Source organism: Ruegeria meonggei (assembly GCF_900172215.1).
GTDB lineage: Bacteria > Pseudomonadota > Alphaproteobacteria > Rhodobacterales > Rhodobacteraceae > Ruegeria > Ruegeria meonggei.
On sequence record NZ_FWFP01000018.1, the window covers coordinates 23,941 to 41,395 of the forward strand.

Below are 17,455 nucleotides of genomic sequence, written 5' to 3' on the forward strand. Positions count from 1 at the left end.
CTGTTAGAATATCAATTCCTTAAACTGCAATCAGCGGGTGGTGAGATGTAACTTGCGCATGTCCCATCCAACGGGAACTGACTTTCTTTCTTCAAAAAGTGTGTTTGGCTTTGACACAGGTCAGGGACACCGAGCTGCGCCGGACTATGTTTGGAGTGCTCAAAATTTTCATTGCAGTTCGTGTAGGATGTAGGATGACGGGCCAGGACGGGAACGCTCAGCACAGGACACCGCCACTTGCGCGCGGGCGGGTTCTCTTGCCGCTGTTGGTGGCTTATCGGGAATCCGGTCGATCCGTAGAAGATCTCCTTGCGGGTTTCGATCTTTCGTTTTCAGAGTTAAGCGCACCAAATTGCTTCATTCCACACGATACGATCTACGCCGTGTTCGAAGCGGTCGCGCAAAACACATCACCAGATTTTCCCGCACTTGTTGGCCAGACTTCAGATCCGACCGTTTCATCCCCATTCGGGCAAGCCTTTCGGACCGCCAATTCCCTGGCTGATTTCATCGGCAAGTTCTGCGTTCATGCGGGAAACAACACAAATGCGGTCACGATGACACTCGATGTATCCGGAGATTACGCCGTGCTTTCTGCTAAACGCAGGTTCACGCCGCGCTGCTCTCCTGCCTATATGGATGCGTTCCAGATCAGCCGGTGGGTCACGTTACTACATGAAACCGCTGGTCAGAATTGGGAAGCAAACAGGGTCCTTGTTCGGGTGAATCGTCCTGATTTGTTCCCATCATACTTCTACGGTATCAGGGCAGTCGGTGCGGGCCCAGACGGGTATTCCATCCGCTTCCCAAGTGCCTGGCTTCTGCACGATTTTGTTAACCGAACCGCCGCCGAAGGCATTCCGGCAGGTCAGGACGCCAAAAATCCAGTACCGACAGACTTACTGAGTTCGATCCAGAGCGTTGCCAACTCGATGGTAGGGCGAAGTGACTTTTCAGTTACGACGCTTGCAAGAGCATGCGGTGCTCGTGGTGCTGTTCTCAATCGCCGACTTGCGGCTTATGGGACATCTCTTTCGCGCATAGTCATCGAAGCCAAATGCGACCGTGCTAAACACCTGCTTTCCGGGTCTGCGACGTCAGTCGGCGATATCGCTGATCAGCTAGGGTACTCTGACGCAACCGCCATGACACGGGCATTCAAGAAATGGACCGGTCAAACACCTTCTGATTTTCGCGCGCACGAAGTGAAGCGCCACGCGGCGTCTGTGCCGATACTCGACCCAGTCGAATGCGAGTGTGAAACGTAACAGGACTACGGCGCGGTCCACCTTTTGCCGCGCTTCAAACTCTGGATAGGCAAAACAGGGGAAGCGGGTCATGGAGCGCTTAAGAATATGCCGTATCGCAGCCAACTCGCTAGTTGCAGCGATGACGCTGCTTGGCGGATCCGCAGCAGTGGCACAGGATACCGGCTGGAGCTTTTACGGCAGCTTCTACATCTACGGCGCAGAAACCAAGACAACAATTGGCTCGCTGGAGTCGGAGCTGAGCTTCAGTGATGCGGTTGAAAACCTTGATCTGGCCTTCATGGGAACGCTTGAAGCGCGAAATGGCCGATGGTCGCTGATCGCGGATTACATGCGCACAGACCTGTCCTTTGACGGTGATACTCCCGGCCCGGTGTTCAGCGGCGCTGAAACCAGTCTGAAGACGCAGTTCTTCAGTGGCTATGCCGCCTACACGGCCTATCAGAACCAAAATCTGGCCGTGGATGTTGGGGGTGGATTTCGTTGGTTTGAGACAAGCAGCACAACCACTCTGGTCGGCGGCCCCACCCCGGCGCCAAGTGCTAAGACCAGCGACGATTGGATAGACCCTCTGATCGCAGCCCGTACCAACCGTTCATTTACCGCGCTGGTGTCGCACTGCGGTCCATCGTTCCTGACATTCGCTGCAACTGCACATTCTGGTCAAATGTAAGTTCACACATTGATTCCACGTGGTCGATCCGGGTTTAAGAGTGGATTCCATTAATTCGAGTTCTCAGGTAATACGTAACTATGGATATCGTCGTCATTACGACCATCATCACTTCTCTTTTTGTTGTAATCGGCGTGGCGGAACCATTGGCTGCACGGTTGCGCCTGCCTTACAGCGTTATCCTTGCCGTCCTGGGTATTGTGATCGGACTTGGCGCGACGTTCTTTCTCAATACTGACTTGACAGATGCGCTGAACCCCGGAGCGCGGGCGATTATTGATTTGCCGATCCGGTCAGACGTCTTCCTCTATGTTTTCCTGCCAACGTTGCTCTTTCAGGCCACACTCGGCATGGACCTGCGCAGGATGCTGGATGACTGGATGCCCATCCTGATGATGGCCGTTGTGGCAGTGATTGTGGCGACATTCTCCATTGGCTATGCGCTGAGTTGGGTAAGCACGCTGCCACTGGCCGCCTGCCTGCTGGTTGGCGCCATTGTGTCAACGACTGATCCCTCGGCGGTTGTCAGCATTTTCCGGTCGATCTCGGCACCGCGCAGGCTGTCGCGAATAATCGAGGGCGAAAGCCTTCTTAACGATGCAGCTGCGGTTGCTCTTTTCGGGCTATTCATGAGCTTTGTCATGCTCGGGAGACCCAATCCATTACTAAGTGAAGCCGCGGGGCAATTTCCGCTATTAATCGCAGGCGGAGTACTCACCGGTTGGCTCATGGCGCGCCTAGCAGTTTGGCTGATGGCCTTTGTAGATCGCTGGGAGATGGCGCAGATTTCAATTTCCATTGCGCTGCCATACCTCGCCTACATCGTTGCAGAACAAAGCATCGGGGCTTCGGGTGTCATCGCGGTGGTGGCCGCTGGTCTTACTCTCAACCTCACAGGCCTCGGTCGTTTGTCACCGGTCGCCTGGACAAATCTGCAAGAAGTTTGGGATCTTCTGGCACATTGGGCAGGCGCGCTGATCTTTATTCTGGCAGCATTACTGATACCGCGATTGCTGGAAGAGGTGCGGCCGTCCGACTTCGGCCTGCTGGTTGTGGTGGTTCTGGCTGCCATGTTCGCGAGAGCGGCAATTCTGTTCGGGTTGCTGCCATTGCTTACGGCAATCGGTATGTCGCCTGCTGTTGAACGTCCCTATCGCACCGCAATACTGTGGGGTGGGCTGCGTGGTGCCGTGACGCTGGCGCTGGCTCTGGCAGTCACCGAAAGCACGCATATCCCGCTTGAGACAAAGCGCTTGGTCGGCATCCTGGCCACAGGCTTTACGCTGTTTACACTGATTGTTCAGGGCACAACCTTGCGCACGGTGATCACAAAACTGGGGCTCGACAAGCTTTCTCCGCTTGATACGGCACTTTCACGACAAGTGGTCGCTGTTGCTTTGCAATCGGTTCGCGAGGACGTGTCCCGCACCGCAGAAAACTATAACCTGACGCACGATATCGTCAGAAACGAAGCCAAACAGTTTAGCGAACGCCTGGACGAGGCCGTAAAGGCCGCCGAAGACAGTGCGCAGATCCTGGATCGTGACCGGGTCACTCTTGGCCTTATTGCACTGGCCGGTGCAGAGCGGGATTCCGTCCTGGCTCGGATGCGGGAACGCACCATGTCATCGGTTCTGAGTGAGAAGATTCTGTCCGATGCGGATCGGCTCATTGAAGGCGCACGGGCTGGCGGGCGGATTGGCTATCAGCGCGCATCAAATCGGTCGGTCGTTTACGGCAGATCTTTTCGGATCGCCGTGTTTCTGCACAACCGGCTTGGAATTTCGTTCCCGCTCACGCGTATCACAACGGATAGGTTCGAAAGATTGCTCATGCAACGTCTGATCCTGCAGGGCCTCGATGGATTCGTCCGCGGCCGCATCCGCCGGATCCATGGCCGCCGGGTTGCCGAATTGCTGGATGAAGTGTTGGCGCGTCGATCCGAGGCGGTTGAGACGGCGCTTGAAGGCCTGCGACTGCAATTTCCCGGTTACGCCGAAAAGTTAGAGCGACGATTCATCCAGCGAACCGCGCTGCGCCTTGAAGAACGTGAATATGCGGTCATGCGCGAAGACGGCCTTGTGGGCGAAGAACTTTATTCTGTGTTGATGCAGGAAGTGGCGACGCGACGTACGTTATCTGAAGGACGTCCGAAGTTGGACATCACTCTTAAAGGACGGGATCTAGTCAGGCAATTCCCACTATTTTCCGATCTCGACAAGTCTTCGCTCAGGAAACTCAGCCGGGCGCTGCGTACTCGATATGCCAACGCGGGTGATACCATCATTTCCAAAGACGAATTCGCCCAGAGTGTATTCTTCATTGCTTCCGGAGCGGTGGAAGTGGAACTCGGCAGGAAAACCTCGCGGCTGGGTCGTGGTGAAATGTTCGGGCAATTGGCCATGTTATTGAAACGGCCCCGTCGCGTAAACGTGCGGGCATTGGCACCGTCGACGCTGCTTATGCTCGACGAGGCAAGTTTCCGACGCTTGCTGCGGCGAAGCAAAGCCATGCGAAACTCTGTCAAGATGAGCGCTGATAAGCGCATGATCGACCCTGCGGCGTTGGACCTGAATGAGCCCGCAGGTTCCTCTGGAAATGGGGCCATTTCTTGAGAGATCACCAATTGGAACGAAGCCGCGAAAACAACAGTGTTGTTTCACGGGTACCAGTCGAGTTCGGTTTCGTTGAATGTCTGCTCCTATTAGACGGTTGGTCACTCGAAAAACCGTCAATACCCTCAACATCTCAGACAATCGCCCAAATATCCGATCTCCCATTATTAGAGTGTCAGTCAAGAAGTGCAGCTGTATGAGACGGCAGGGCACGTGATCTTCGACAGATCACGGCCCATTCCGGTCATTCGGCGACCGCGTGGTGATGCTGCGGTCGCACCCATTTTTCGGACATTCGCTGCGAGAGCGAAGTCCCCGGCGTGCTGAGCTCACACAACGCGACACTTGTCGGACTTTCCCGAAGCCCCTTAACTTAAACGGATGTTTCTTATTGGTTCTTATTGGTGCTTGTAACCGCACGCCAGCCTTCTTTTGGCGGCCTGTCTAACAGGTCTTGGGCGCGGGCCATCATGGCGATTGAGGCGGGGTCTCCGTTTCGCGCCTGGTCTGCGGCCGCGAATGCGGCAACGGCCTCTTCAAACCGCCCTGTCCGATAATGTGCAAGGCCCTGTTCATAAGCCTCTATCCAGGCAAATGATCCATCACGTCCATCCGCCATGACGATCAGTTCGTAGACCACCAGCTCTTCAACACGTCCAAACACGGTAACCGTGTCCAACTCGCGGACCACGATTGCGTCAGCTGCCTGTCGCCTCGTTTCCGGCCCGACCAGGACCAGCGTTCCATAGTCTTTGTTGGCCCCTTCCAACCGACTGGCAACGTTCACGACATCACCAATCGCGGTGTAGTTCAACCGCTGCTCTGATCCGATATTTCCGACCAGAGCCTCGCCGCTGTTCACCCCGATCCTGACGCATAGGGGGTTGCCAGCCTCATCTTTAATTCCGGACGCGCCCACGGCAGCGACAAGGTCCAGCGCGGCGCGGCAGGCATTTTCAGCGTGGTTGGCATCTTTACGCGGCGCCCCCCAAAACGCCATCACGGCATCGCCAATAAACTTGTCAATCGTCCCACCGTTTTGAGTAATGGCCGCAGAGGCCGCGCTGAAGAAGGGCTCCATCAGTTGGACAATCTTTGGGCCAAGTTTTTCGGACAGCCCGGTGAAACCCGTTACATCGCAAAACAACACAGAGATCTGTTTCATTTCTCCGCCCGGCTGTATCTTGATGCCCTCAGCAACCAGCATACGCACGAGGTCGGTGGGCACGTATTTTCGGAAAGCGGACAAACCAGCAGCCATGCTCGCGGCTGCCGCAGAAAGATTGGCAAGCTCAGACAGTTTGGAGGGTCTGCGCTCAATGCGTTCGACGTCAAAGCGTTCGATTTTGCCAAGATCTTCGGCGATGCGTGCCAACGGATTTGCGACAATGCTTCGGATCAGCCAGATCGCCAACCCGGTTGCGACGACCACAACACCGATCAATACGTATATAAGGTTTATCAGCGTTTCATCGATGTCCGACAGAAACGCCGCTTCGGGTATGACCGTGGCAACGCGCCAGCCATAAAACCCCAATGGCGTCAGCGCCACCGCATAAGGCACGCCGTCGATGACGACGCGTTTCGTCAACGTGCCCTGGGCATTCGCTTGGGGGTCTGCCAACAACCTTTCGCCTGAGATCATGGCAACTTCATAAAGCTTCCCTTCGCCCATGCGCGCTGGGGTAATCTCATCCGCTTCTGCATCAGGTACCGCAATAACTTTGCCGTCAGCGTTCAGAATAAATGCCGCGCCGAATTCGCCGGGCGCAAGCTTGGCAAGAAAACGTGACAAACGATCCGTTTCGATTGCAACGGCCAGAACACCTTGCCGCGTTCGGTTGACGTCTATCGGACCAGCAAAGGCGTAAACGGTTTTTTTACTATCCGGAAGGTCGCGCGTTTCGATCCACCCCGCAGAGCTGAGACCCATAAAGTTTTCAAACCAGGCATGTTCGCGCGGATCATAGGATGTTTCGGTAAAGGTCCGCTCCTCGAACTGAATGTCACCGGGGATAAAGATGTAGCGATCCTTCCGCAGCATCCGGTCGCGGATTCCCTTGTCGATTTCAATCATCTCAAGCCCGCCGTCACCTAGACGGTGCGACGCGAAAAAATTGCCATCGGGCCAGCCAAAGAACATCCATGAGATATTCGGCTGCGCCTGCAATTGCGACAGAAAAACAAACTCGCGCTTGTCGGCCTGTCGCGTCGCGATGACGTTCTGGACAAAGATCGTGCGAACGGCTGCCCAGGCGGCTTCGGCCGACCTAAGCGTCACCCCCAGTTCGATTCGGACAGTCTTCGCGATCTGGCCGTTGATTTCAGCTGCAAGCATGCGGCTATTGTCGCGCGCAGTCGTCCACCACAGGGAATGGACAATAAAGGTCGACACCCCGATAGACACAGCCACCAGAATTGACACAGCGATTCCCACGCTAAGTCGCACTTAAATCTCCGCCAAATTACTCATATTCTTCAGTATTGAATTGAAATTGCTAGGAGGGCACAACTTTCTTCGACCTATCCCAAAATCTCACGCAACTGTTAGGTAGCAGCAAAGGACTGTGTTGAAGCGGGCGCTTGAACATTGACTACTGTAGCTGACCTTTGCGATTTTGCCAGACGCTGTGTGCAGATGACGTGCGGCCCATTGCGGCCGTTGACCACCCAGTGTTGATGCCGCCGTAGCAGCCCGCCTTGCCGCCATTCGCTGCAGCGGCGAGATAGGAGGCCTGTCAAACTCACTGATTGCGGACAATGCAGCCGTTTGATCTATCGCTATTGGGCGGCTCGAAACATCGGGAACAGCGGTGGGGCATTGTCGGCTTTGATTAGACCCATCTCTTGGAAACCATAGCGCTTATACAGCGATAAATTTGTAGGGTTTGTCGACTCTAAGTAAGCAGGTCTTCCATCTTCGTCACAACGTTTGAGGCAGTATTCAAGCAACGCGGACCCCAACCCTTTTCCTTGGCGAATTGGATCGACCGCAATAAAAGCTAAATGCCAGCAGTCCTTATCGGGATGATAATTGTCCATCTGCCCGAAGGTTTCGAACAACGCATCATGCTTTTCTGATGAGACCGTCTGCTCAAAACAGGCGACAAGCCGTTCTTCGTCAGGGTGAATGCTTGGCGGAAGCCAAAGTGCGCCAGCAGTAAAATCATCGTTTCGAAACGCGCTACCCTGTTCAAATGCACGCCCTCCAAAAAAGTCGATAACTCGCGGAAAGTGGGTAAGGAAATCGGCAGGTTCAGGATACAGCCAACGCATGAATGGGTCGGCAGAAAACCCAAGAGCAAGTCCGCTTAACAAACTTTCTGCTTCACTTGGGGTTGATGATCTAAACATGAAATTACCTTTGGTCGTTCCACCTCGATTTTCACGTTCAGCATGTGGGCCGCAAATACTTGTTGTCAAATGCGCAATTTATTGTCCTGCTCAAGCAACGATGGATGACTGAATTGGGCTGAGGCGTGTGGGGGCAATACAACACTCGGAGGTCAGGCACATTTCACTTGGATGAAGACCGGCCCAGAACTGCCGTTGGACGACGAGTGCCGTCGCTGCGGTGCGGCCCGCCAGAGGAGACATGGCTGGAGTAGCAAAATTTGGTAACCGCCGAATTCACAGCCTGCGCAACAAGGCAGTCATAAGCGCCCCGTGGCGCTTATGACTGCTTTCGGTACGCTCTTCGCGAAATGTTAGATCAAATTGGATACACCGTTTGCCGCGACCCAAAGCCCAATTCCAAAGCTGAGATGTGCAAAGACGCTCTTGAGCCGCGCAGCTCGTGGGTCGGGCGTCAACCGTGCCGCCAACCCCGCTCCCATGCCCGGCTGAAGGATCAGAAAAGGCGCCAGCACTGTCAGTATTCCAAACGTAATCGCAGGCAGCAGGCTCGGCACTTCAAGCCAGCCCCGACCGACCACGGCCAAAAAACCCAGCGCAAACACGACGCCCGTCAGATAATGTGCGCTCCAGCCCAACAAACGCTCCGCCGGAACAGGGTCGCTGGCCATGATGGGCCGATGAACGAGCCGTCCCTGTGCCACATGGCCGAGCCAACGGCCCACCATCGCATAGTTGAGCGATTGCTGAGAGAAGATCAGCTTCTGGGAAAGGGCGACCACATCCATGAAGGCTGTCGCGCCTATGCCGATCAGAACCGCGCTGAAGAAAATTTCTGTTGTCATGGAGGTATCGACCTTAGTTTCTGTTGATGTTTTGCAGTGGAGGGGCAACATGCAACTTCAAGCCCACTTGAGGTCAAGATCATGCTCGACATTTCTGAACTTTCTCGCGCAAGCGGATTTTCACCGTCAAAACTCCGTTATTATGAAGAGGTTGACCTCATCCGGTCGGCGGGCCGAAGGGGGTTGAAGCGTCTATATGAGGATGAGGTGAAGACGCGGATTTCCCTCATTTCTCTGGCGCAAACCGCCGGGTTTTCACTCGGCGTGATCAAAGAGACGATGGGTTCAGAAGGCAGGCCCGATCTGGATCGTACTGTTCTGGCAGCAAAGGCCGATGCAATTGACGTTAGGATCAAGGAACTGACGGCCTTACGGGACGGCCTTCGCCATGTCATGAATTGCACCGCCGAAAACCATCTGGATTGCCCGCGATTTCAGCGCATCATTCGTGTTGCACTGACGAAGAAACAGAGCGATGCGAAACGTTCCAAAAAGAATCCCGACAACGGGTGAGGGGATTGAGCGTGGACACCTATCCACCATTTTGGGCTGTTGACGTGTCAAGATACTGGGATCACTTCCGCCCAGACGTCACGCGTTTCCGGTGTTCAGCGCGGTAATTCGCTGAATGGGCAGACATCGTCTTCGAACGGAACATGCCGTCTCCGGAACGAGGTTCCCTCGACGATCTCGGGGCGGCTGATCCGATCCATGCGAAAATGCCGGAAATCCTCACGGCTGGAATCCCAGGCTACGAGATACCAGAGCGGCGGCAGGATGAGCATAGCTTGCGGTTCGACTTCGCGGCTTGTTTCCGCGCCTTTGGCGTCCCGGTAGCCGAAGCGCAGGTTTTGCCGTTGCAGAAACGCGGTCTCGAAGGCAGGCAAAAGCGCGGGGTCAATAGTGCCCATGTCCAAGATGTCCTGTTTGGGCGAAAGTTGTCCGACATGCAGACAGTCAAGGAACCTGCGCAGATCCCGCACCTTGTCCGACGGCAAGGCCTTCTCGATCTTGGCGAGCCCCGCGTCGGCGAGGCCGGAGAAGGGAAGGCTTCGCGCCGCACGCATGGCTGCGACACTGACGAGAAGTGCAAACACCTCTGTGACCGAAAGACGGGCCGTAGTCTGCACGGATTGCGGATCAAGTTGCACGCCCCCGCCGCGCCCACATTCGGAATGGATGACAAAACCCTGATCACGCAACGCCCCGATATCGCGCAATACCGTTCGTCTGGACGCACCGACCTGACAGGCCAGTTCGTCGACCGTTGCGGTTCCGTTACGGCGAAGGGTGCGCACGATAGTATCACCGGCGTCATGCTCTACGTCGATCCGTGGGGAAAGACGATGGGATATGAGGACGTTTTTACGAAAATTGAGATGTGCCGAAATCACTATGAAGAGGTAGGCCTTGGAGCAGATTTTGTTGAGCAATTCATCCGATAGCCCGCTAAGGCTGGCACTGGTCGCTCATGACGCCAAGAAGGGTGATCTGGTAGACTGGGTTCGACTACATGTGTCATTGCTCGAAGGAGCAAACTTATTCGCAACCGGAACGACCGGGACCAAAGTCCAAGAGGCATCACCACTGCTAAAGCTCACCTGCCTCAAAAGCGGCCCCTTGGGCGGAGATCAGCAGCTTGGCGCAATGATCTGTGAAGGGAAGCTCGACGCCTTGTTCTTCTTCATCGATCCGATGTCTCCTATGCCACATGATGTCGATGTCAAAGCCCTCAGCAGGTTAGCGATTGTCTATGATCTTCCCTCAGCTCATAGCCCAAGCACTGCGGACTTCGTACTGAAGGGTTTGTATTCTCAACTTGATTGTTGACGCAGCCTTTAGCCAGCAGTCAGGTTCGGGTAGGGTGAGGCGAAAGGGACCTTTTTTGCGACAGTATGGTGCGACCTGAAAAGTCATTGAATTCATTTGTTTTGGATCGCTGCAAAAGCTTTGAGCAAATTGTGAACTCACAAAAACCGGGTAAGTGGAATTATGTAAACTATACTGATTAACATCGCGACTCTCCCAAGAACACAACCTTAGTCAAAAACCCATTCGAGGAAACCGCGTTATCCGGCATCGATTTACTTACGCTCTGCTACTGTCGAATCCATTGCAGATCAGCAATTCAAAAATCCAAGCCGACATCAACAGAGCGGTATGAATGGGTCAACGCTCCGGAGGAAATGTAATCCACTCCGGTCGCAGCGATGGCTGCCACAGTGTCATGACTGACGCTTCCAGAGGCTTCGGTCACCAATTGGCCGTCTGCCATTGCTACAGCCTCTTGCAATTCGTTCGGGGACATATTGTCCAGCAAAACAACGTCCGCCCCTCCGACCTCAAGCACTTCGGCCAATTGGTCCAACTGATCCACTTCGATTTCGATCTTCATCATATGTGAAGCGCGCGTCTTTGCAGTCTCCAGAACCGCACGCACGCCGCCAGCAGCGGCGATGTGGTTGTCCTTGATCAGGATCGCATCTGAGAGCGAAAAGCGGTGGTTGAATCCGCCACCGTGCAGAACGGCTTGTTTCTCGACAATGCGGAGCCCTGGGGTTGTCTTGCGTGTGCAGGTTATACGCGTTTTGGTTCCCCTTGTTTCGGCAACTAACGCTGCGGTTAACGTTGCGATCCCTGCCAGTCGTCCAACAAAGTTCAATGCCACCCGTTCCGCAGAAAGGATCGAGGCCGCGCTGCCCTGGATTTCCATCAGCGCGTCCCCTTTTGCGCAATGCTGACCATCATGAAAATGAGTGATGATATCCAGCTTGGGATCGACCAGACGAAAGGCCAGCTCTGCCACTTGCAAACCCGAGATCACAGCGTCTTCGCGGGCGTTCAGCCGAGCGCTGTAAGTCGCCGCAGCAGGGATAACGGTCAGGGTGGTAATGTCTCCGTTGGCCCCCAGATCCTCCATCAGCGCGGATCGGACTAGCGGTTCAAGGATCAAGTCGTGCAGTGCCGGATAACTCATGTGGCGTCCTTTGCGATACGGTCCCTCAACGCCATTGCCTCGCTCAGTGTCAGAATCGAGCGTTGGCCAGGGCCGGGGGTGGTTTCAGGAAAATCAGATCGGTAATGCGCACCGCGGCTTTCCTCGCGGATCAGTGCTGCCGCGGTTATCAGGGTGGCCGTTGCGGTCATGTTTAGGAAAACTTCTGACTCCGCATGATGGGCCTCAAGCGCTGCGATATCGGAAAGGGCGATTTCCAACCCGGCCCGCTCGCGTACAACGCCCGCATGTGAGGTCATGGTTCGGCGCAAGGCGGACACGGTCTGTTCATGTGTATTGTTCATACCAAGGGCGAAACGGATATCGACTGACGGTGTATTTTCCGCAGGTACAACCTCTGCAATATCCCGAGCGCAGGCACGCGCAAAGACCAGAGCCTCAAGCAGTCCGTTTGAGGCCAGACGGTTGGCACCATGCAAGCCGGTGCAGGCAGCCTCACCACAAACCCAAAGCCCGGCCAATGAGCTGCGGCCCGTCATATCCGTCACCACTCCGCCCATATGGTAATGCGCCGATGCCGTTATCGGGATGGTCTCGGAAACCGGATTGACGCCGTTGCGGGTGCAGGCGTCGGTTACAGAGGGGAACAAGGTCGCAATTTCGGCACCGATAGCCGCACGTGTATCGAGCGCAGGGCGTAGGCCAGATTGCGTGTGCAGATAGACGGCGCGGGCGACGATGTCGCGAGGAGCCAGTTCACCATCGGGATGAATATCGGCCATGAACCGATGGCCAGTCTTGTCGATCAAGGCTGCTCCTTCCCCGCGCAGCGCTTCGGTTGCCAAAGGCGTCGGATCTTCTCCCACGTCGATCGCTGTGGGATGAAACTGCACGAACTCCGCATCGGCGATACGCGCGCCGGCACGGGCCGCCATCCCGATCCCTTGCCCCCGGATATGCGCAGGGTTGGTGGTCTGCTCATACAGGCCCGATGAGCCACCCGTAGCCAGAACATGCGCGCTTCCCCGTAACAAAACCGGCTGCGCATCAGGCGCGTCGATGCTGGTCAGGAAAACTCCGGTGACTTGAGCGCCGTCACTTTCCAATGCAACAGCCTGCGCAGCTTCGACCACCTGAACAGAAGACGTCCGGCGCAATTCCGCAATCATCGCCCGCATGATTTCAGCCCCGGCCTGATCGCCCTTGACCCGCACCACACGGGCAGCGGAATGGGCGGCCTCGCGCGATTGAACAAAGCTTCCGTCAGCCCTGCGATCAAAGCCGGTGCCAAGATCTGACAGGTCCAGTACATGCTCGCGCGCCGAACGGGTCACAAATTCAGCCACTTCACGCAAAACAGACCCGGACCCAGCCCGCATCGTATCATCCGCATGAGCCTGAGCACTGTCGGTTGGTGCCATCGCAGCGGCCACACCGCCCTGGGCCCAAGCTGAACTGGTCCCGGTTCCCAAAGGTTCCGGTGAGATCATGACAACCGGTCGCGGCGCCAGTTTCAACGCCGCATAAACAGCGGCCAAACCTGCACCAATGATGACCACGCGATTTGTGGCTAACCGTTGCATTGGGACGATCAGATACCCAATTGCCGCGACAGGTCTATCATACGATGTACGGACTGCCGTGCTTTGACTGCAACGTCGGCGTCAACCTCAACCTGACCGGTCATGGTGTCGAGTGCAAAGAGCACCTTTTCCAGGGTAATTTTCTTCATGTACGGGCACATGTTGCAGGGTCCGACGAACTCGACCTCGGGCAGTTCATCGGCAATGTTCGATGCCATTGAACATTCAGTAATGAGCAACGCCTTTTCGGGTTTTTCGTCGGTAACGTATTTGATTATGCCGCTGGTTGATCCGGAAAAATCGGATTCCGCCACAACGTCCGGCGGGCATTCCGGATGCGCAATCAGGCGTGTCCCGGGGTTCCATTCGCGAAAATCACGCAGATCGCTGGCGCTATATTGTTCGTGGACGATGCAGGATCCTTCCCACCAGACAACATTCTTTTGGGGCACATCGCGCGCAACGTTCTGCGCCAGGTATTGGTCGGGGGTCATGATCACGGTGTGGCTGTCCTGGGCCGCAACGATCTGCGCTGCGTTGGATGACGTACAGCAGATGTCCGACGCCGCTTTGACTTCTGCGGTGGTGTTTACATAAGACACAACCGGAGCCCCGGGATACCGCGTGCGCATTTCCTCGATACCTTCCGCAGTAATCGATTCTGCCAGCGAACACCCCGCCTCCATATCTGGCATCAGCACTGTTTTGGTTGGGCTAAGAATTTTGGACGTCTCGGCCATGAAATGCACGCCACACTGCACGATAACATCTGCCTCGACCTCGGTCGCCCTGATGGCAAGCTGCAGGCTATCCCCGCCAAAATCGGAAATGCCATGGTATATCTCTGGCGTCATGTAGTTGTGACCCAAGATCACTGCATTACGCTCGGCTTTTAGATCAATGATTGCCTTTACATATGGCGCATAGATTGCCCAATCGACGGGCGATACCACACGCGACATCCGATCATAGATATCGGTCATGCTGGCGGCCAGCTCGGGCGATGGGGTCAGATCATACTTTTCGGAGAGGTGAGCGCGCTGCGCGGGGAGGTCGAACACGGGACTGATTTCTGCCTAGCTAACTTGTGGTGACCTAAGTAACGAACTCGATTTAAATTGAACACCAGTCAATAAAGGAAAATGTGCCAATTTTCGCCGTCGACTTGGAACCAATTGACTTTTTTAGCTTCTACCTTTGACTTTTTTATCTTGACACTCAAACCACAAGGTCATGGGGATGTCCATTCCATCAAAACCTCGCCAAGTTGTTGACGTGGGCCTGTGCCAACTGCTGCCGGGGCGGCGCCTCTTACTTCTATCAGAATCCCTGCATGAGCATATCTACGGCGACTGTGATCTGTTCAAACTCGTCTTTGAGATCACAAACTTGAGACTTGAGAATTCCAACAGGCACGGCCGCTAAAAAGTGGGTGGCCATGACGACATGTTCACCATTGATCTCGAATACTGGGTTGAGCCGGGTCGCAGGTTTTGGAGCTTTCGTTTTCGGCAAAAGCGGCACAACAACACGCGTGTTCAAATCACTCAGAAGATCAGTTTGAACATCCAGAAGGAATCCATCACCAGAAGGGTTGGGAAAAACATCGTATTTTGGCATTAGAACTGTCTGAAGCTTTCCAGTGGCAGCCCATGTCGTTCCACATAAGAATTGGAGCTTCTCAGAGCTGCAGCATTTTCACTTTTCCATTGCTCTGCCTTTGCAGCAGCAACGGCTACACGTACCCCGTCTTCGGCCGCGCGCGATAGGTTTACTTTCAGCTCCTTGGCTTCAGAAAGTAAGACACTGTCGAGCGACAGATTAGTTGGTTTTCGTGATTGGGCATTCATTCGATAGATCTCCGCATGCGCCTAAAATATCAACAAGAGTTATGGGCGTCAACTATGCGCATACTTGGCTTCACGCCGCTGACTTTCTGAGGATTCACTGACTGATTCGTCAGCACTATGCATCATAGTGTTGAAAAATATGGCAACTTGATCCACAGTATAGTGCATAATGCGGGAATTTCCCCGCATATTCCATCGGGCGACCCCCGCCCTATTCGGAGATTTCGAATATGAAAAAGAAGCCTGCCACCCTGCCGCGCGGTTATCGCACCTGCACGGTATCGCTTGCCGTTGCGGATGTTCCTGCGGCTCTGAAATTCTATGAAAACGCCTTTGACGCAAAGGTTCAGGCCTGTGACGCCGATGAGGCCCCCGGCTTTGCAGCCATCAAGATCGGCAACTCGATGCTTTTTGTGTCAACCGGATGGGGCACGCATGGTCCCATTGTTTCGGGTGCCATCACGCCAGTTAGTCAGCATATGTATGTCGAGGATATCGATGCTGTCCTGTCGACTGCATTGGAAAACGGCGCAAACCTGATTGCCGAAGCAAACGACACCTATTGGGGCGAGCGTTGTGCCACTGTTGCCGACCCGTTCGGACATATCTGGACGCTGGCAACGCGCATTGAGAACCTCAAGTCCGAAGATATCAGCGAGCGTCGCAAAGTGCTGTTTCGAACGTTTCAGGGTCAGGAGGACGAAGCCATAGCCGTGGCGGTTGAGACGACAGAGCAGACCGAGGCCGCGTGATCCGTCAGAGGTTGAACGGCAGACGGATCGTGAGGTGCCGGAATGGGTGTGTTCATTAACAGGAAAATCATGAACGACGCACCCCTTCCCACTTTCACAATCCGCCAGAACGATCTGGCTATTCTGACCGCCGAGAACCGGATCGGAGATTATCCGGTTGCGGTTCGCACCGCGCGCGAGGTGGTCAGCGGTGGCTTTGCCAACCAGTCGGCGCACCCCAACACTTGGACGGTCTACTTTTTTGTAGATGGCCAGTGGGCGCTAGTTGAATCCACGCGCGGGCTGCGGCGCGAATGGTCCAGCCTGGACCGGATTGAAAAATGGTTGCGCAGTTGCGGCTTCCGCTTCTTCTGGGTGCGTAATGACATCGATTTTGTCGAACCGCTGACCGAAGATGCGACCGAGGAAGCGGCTCTATGAAGGTTGAATTCCTGAATAACCATGGCCTGAGGGCAGCAGGCTTGCGTGACCACACGGTTTTATGCTCCGATGAAGAACGCCGGATCAAAACGGCGGTCGCAATCGGCAACAAAATGAGAAGAAACAAAAAATGACCCCTTTTGCGATAACCGGAATCCAGATGCATGTGGGCGCGATGCACTCGAACGTCGATGCGATGCTGCATCGCATCGACGTGATGATGGCACGGTTCCCCTGGACCCAAATGGCTTTGTTCAGTGAGCTGGCACCTTATGGTCCACTTGATCGGTTTGCCCAGCCGTTTCCCAATGATGATCTGTCACGCTTTCAGGATGCGGCACGGCGCTACGGAATTTGGCTGATCCCCGGCTCGATGTTCGAAAAGCGCGAGGACGGGCGCGTTTTCAACACCTCAGTAGTGATCAACCCGGATGGTGAAATCGTCTCGAAATATTCTAAGATGTTTCCGTTCAAACCCTATGAGCAGAACATCGCCTCGGGCACCGAGTTCTGCATCTTTGACGTGCCGGATGTAGGCCGGTTTGGTCTGTCGATCTGCTATGACATCTGGTTCCCCGAAACTACCCGCCACTTGACCTCGCAAGGGGTCGAGGTTCTGCTGCACCCTGTTCTGACTGGCACGACCGACCGAGAGGCCGAATTGTCGATTGCCAAGGCAACTGCCGCGCAGTTCCAGTGTTACGTGTTCGACGTGAACGGGCTGGCTGCGGGTGGCGTGGGTCGCTCGCTGGTGGTTGATCCGTCAGCCACCGTTCTGCACCAATCCGCAGGGCAGGAGGATATTTTCCCGATTGAGATCGATCTGGATCAGGTTCGCCGCCAGCGCGAGGTTGGATTGAAAGGTCTGGGGCAGGTGCTCAAAAGCTTCCGAGATCGAGAGGCTGATTTCCCCGTATATGACCGTAACAGCGGGGCGGATGCTTATCTGCACACCCTCGGCCCGCTGCGCATACCGCAAAAGGGCGACGCGGCAGGTGTCGCCGCGACCGACCCCAGAACAGCACTGGGATACAGCGAAGACGCCGCGAAAAAGCCCGATAATCTGTATCTCTACGAGGGGCGCTCAGGCACAGACTGATATCGGGCAGCTTTTCGGTATCAGCAGAAAGGACAGGATT

18 protein-coding genes are annotated in these 17,455 nt (G+C 55.1%); 9 read left to right on the top strand and 9 right to left on the bottom strand.

The genetic code is table 11. The features are described 5' to 3' along the window. The first annotated feature begins 194 nt into the window (after positions 1-194). The 3 genes from RUM8411_RS21570 to RUM8411_RS21580 all read left to right on the top strand — a co-directional run bounded on the left by RUM8411_RS21570 (position 195) and on the right by RUM8411_RS21580 (position 4,556). Positions 195-1,268, top strand: coding sequence for an AraC family transcriptional regulator (locus RUM8411_RS21570; RefSeq protein WP_159453948.1), 1,074 nt, complete (start codon positions 195-197; stop codon positions 1,266-1,268). Between the two features lie 70 nt (positions 1,269-1,338). Continuing rightward, complete coding sequence (locus RUM8411_RS21575) at positions 1,339-1,941, top strand: hypothetical protein (RefSeq protein WP_143534973.1); 603 nt, start codon at positions 1,339-1,341, stop codon at positions 1,939-1,941. A gap of 80 nt (positions 1,942-2,021) precedes the next feature. Next, entirely contained in the window at positions 2,022-4,556 is a 2,535-nt protein-coding gene (locus RUM8411_RS21580) for a cation:proton antiporter (protein ID WP_085824799.1), read from the top strand. Between the two features lie 388 nt (positions 4,557-4,944). Here the strand turns inward: RUM8411_RS21580 and RUM8411_RS21585 are convergent, their stop codons facing one another. From RUM8411_RS21585 to RUM8411_RS21595, 3 genes are all read right to left on the bottom strand, one after another. After that, the gene (locus tag RUM8411_RS21585; RefSeq protein WP_234995319.1) at positions 4,945-7,005 is read right to left on the bottom strand and encodes an adenylate/guanylate cyclase domain-containing protein; all 2,061 of its coding nucleotides are present in this window, start codon (positions 7,003-7,005) and stop codon (positions 4,945-4,947) included. Between the two features lie 332 nt (positions 7,006-7,337). Beyond that, a complete protein-coding gene (locus tag RUM8411_RS21590) occupies positions 7,338-7,979 on the bottom strand; it encodes a GNAT family N-acetyltransferase (RefSeq protein ID WP_143534974.1) in 642 nt (213 codons plus the stop codon). Between the two features lie 284 nt (positions 7,980-8,263). Beyond that, the gene (locus tag RUM8411_RS21595; RefSeq protein ID WP_085824801.1) at positions 8,264-8,755 is read right to left on the bottom strand and encodes a DUF2938 domain-containing protein; all 492 of its coding nucleotides are present in this window, start codon (positions 8,753-8,755) and stop codon (positions 8,264-8,266) included. Between the two features lie 81 nt (positions 8,756-8,836). Between RUM8411_RS21595 and RUM8411_RS21600 the strand changes: the two genes are divergently transcribed. Continuing rightward, positions 8,837-9,268 carry a helix-turn-helix domain-containing protein gene (locus RUM8411_RS21600; protein ID WP_085824802.1) on the top strand — a complete coding sequence of 144 codons (432 nt, stop codon included), beginning with the start codon at positions 8,837-8,839 and terminating at the stop codon, positions 9,266-9,268. 95 nt (positions 9,269-9,363) lie between these two features. On the opposite strand, the gene RUM8411_RS21605 is transcribed toward RUM8411_RS21600, so the two are convergent. After that, complete coding sequence (locus tag RUM8411_RS21605; RefSeq protein WP_085824803.1) at positions 9,364-10,053, bottom strand: helix-turn-helix transcriptional regulator; 690 nt, start codon at positions 10,051-10,053, stop codon at positions 9,364-9,366. Positions 10,054-10,165: 112 nt separating this feature from the next. Between RUM8411_RS21605 and RUM8411_RS21615 the strand changes: the two genes are divergently transcribed. After that, positions 10,166-10,585, top strand: a complete 420-nt coding sequence (locus RUM8411_RS21615; RefSeq protein ID WP_234995320.1) for a methylglyoxal synthase — start codon at positions 10,166-10,168, stop codon at positions 10,583-10,585. A gap of 298 nt (positions 10,586-10,883) precedes the next feature. Here the strand turns inward: RUM8411_RS21615 and nadC are convergent, their stop codons facing one another. From nadC to RUM8411_RS21640, 5 genes are all read right to left on the bottom strand, one after another. Beyond that, the gene (nadC, locus tag RUM8411_RS21620) at positions 10,884-11,732 is read right to left on the bottom strand and encodes a carboxylating nicotinate-nucleotide diphosphorylase (RefSeq protein ID WP_085824804.1); all 849 of its coding nucleotides are present in this window, start codon (positions 11,730-11,732) and stop codon (positions 10,884-10,886) included. Beyond that, a complete protein-coding gene (locus RUM8411_RS21625; protein ID WP_085824805.1) occupies positions 11,729-13,294 on the bottom strand; it encodes an L-aspartate oxidase in 1,566 nt (521 codons plus the stop codon). Before RUM8411_RS21625 ends, nadC begins: the two co-directional genes overlap by 4 nt. Before the next feature lie 8 nt (positions 13,295-13,302). Next, a complete protein-coding gene (gene nadA / locus RUM8411_RS21630) occupies positions 13,303-14,355 on the bottom strand; it encodes a quinolinate synthase NadA (RefSeq protein ID WP_085824806.1) in 1,053 nt (350 codons plus the stop codon). Positions 14,356-14,614: 259 nt separating this feature from the next. Continuing rightward, positions 14,615-14,914: a CcdB family protein gene (locus RUM8411_RS21635; RefSeq protein ID WP_085824807.1), complete on the bottom strand. Its 300-nt coding sequence runs from the start codon at positions 14,912-14,914 to the stop codon at positions 14,615-14,617. After that, positions 14,914-15,144, bottom strand: a complete 231-nt coding sequence (locus RUM8411_RS21640; protein ID WP_085824808.1) for a type II toxin-antitoxin system CcdA family antitoxin — start codon at positions 15,142-15,144, stop codon at positions 14,914-14,916. The genes RUM8411_RS21635 and RUM8411_RS21640 overlap by 1 nt, the downstream gene beginning before the upstream one ends. A gap of 230 nt (positions 15,145-15,374) precedes the next feature. Between RUM8411_RS21640 and RUM8411_RS21645 the strand changes: the two genes are divergently transcribed. The 4 genes from RUM8411_RS21645 to RUM8411_RS21655 all read left to right on the top strand — a co-directional run bounded on the left by RUM8411_RS21645 (position 15,375) and on the right by RUM8411_RS21655 (position 17,415). After that, positions 15,375-15,896 (top strand): VOC family protein, encoded by a 522-nt coding sequence (locus tag RUM8411_RS21645; protein ID WP_085824809.1) that lies wholly within the window; start codon positions 15,375-15,377, stop codon positions 15,894-15,896. Between the two features lie 69 nt (positions 15,897-15,965). After that, entirely contained in the window at positions 15,966-16,316 is a 351-nt protein-coding gene (locus tag RUM8411_RS21650; RefSeq protein WP_085824839.1) for a hypothetical protein, read from the top strand. Then, positions 16,313-16,450, top strand: a complete 138-nt coding sequence (locus tag RUM8411_RS22770) for a hypothetical protein (RefSeq protein ID WP_159453949.1) — start codon at positions 16,313-16,315, stop codon at positions 16,448-16,450. The genes RUM8411_RS21650 and RUM8411_RS22770 overlap by 4 nt, the downstream gene beginning before the upstream one ends. Further along, positions 16,447-17,415, top strand: coding sequence for a carbon-nitrogen hydrolase family protein (locus tag RUM8411_RS21655; protein ID WP_085824810.1), 969 nt, complete (start codon positions 16,447-16,449; stop codon positions 17,413-17,415). Before RUM8411_RS22770 ends, RUM8411_RS21655 begins: the two co-directional genes overlap by 4 nt. Positions 17,416-17,455 lie beyond the last annotated feature (40 nt).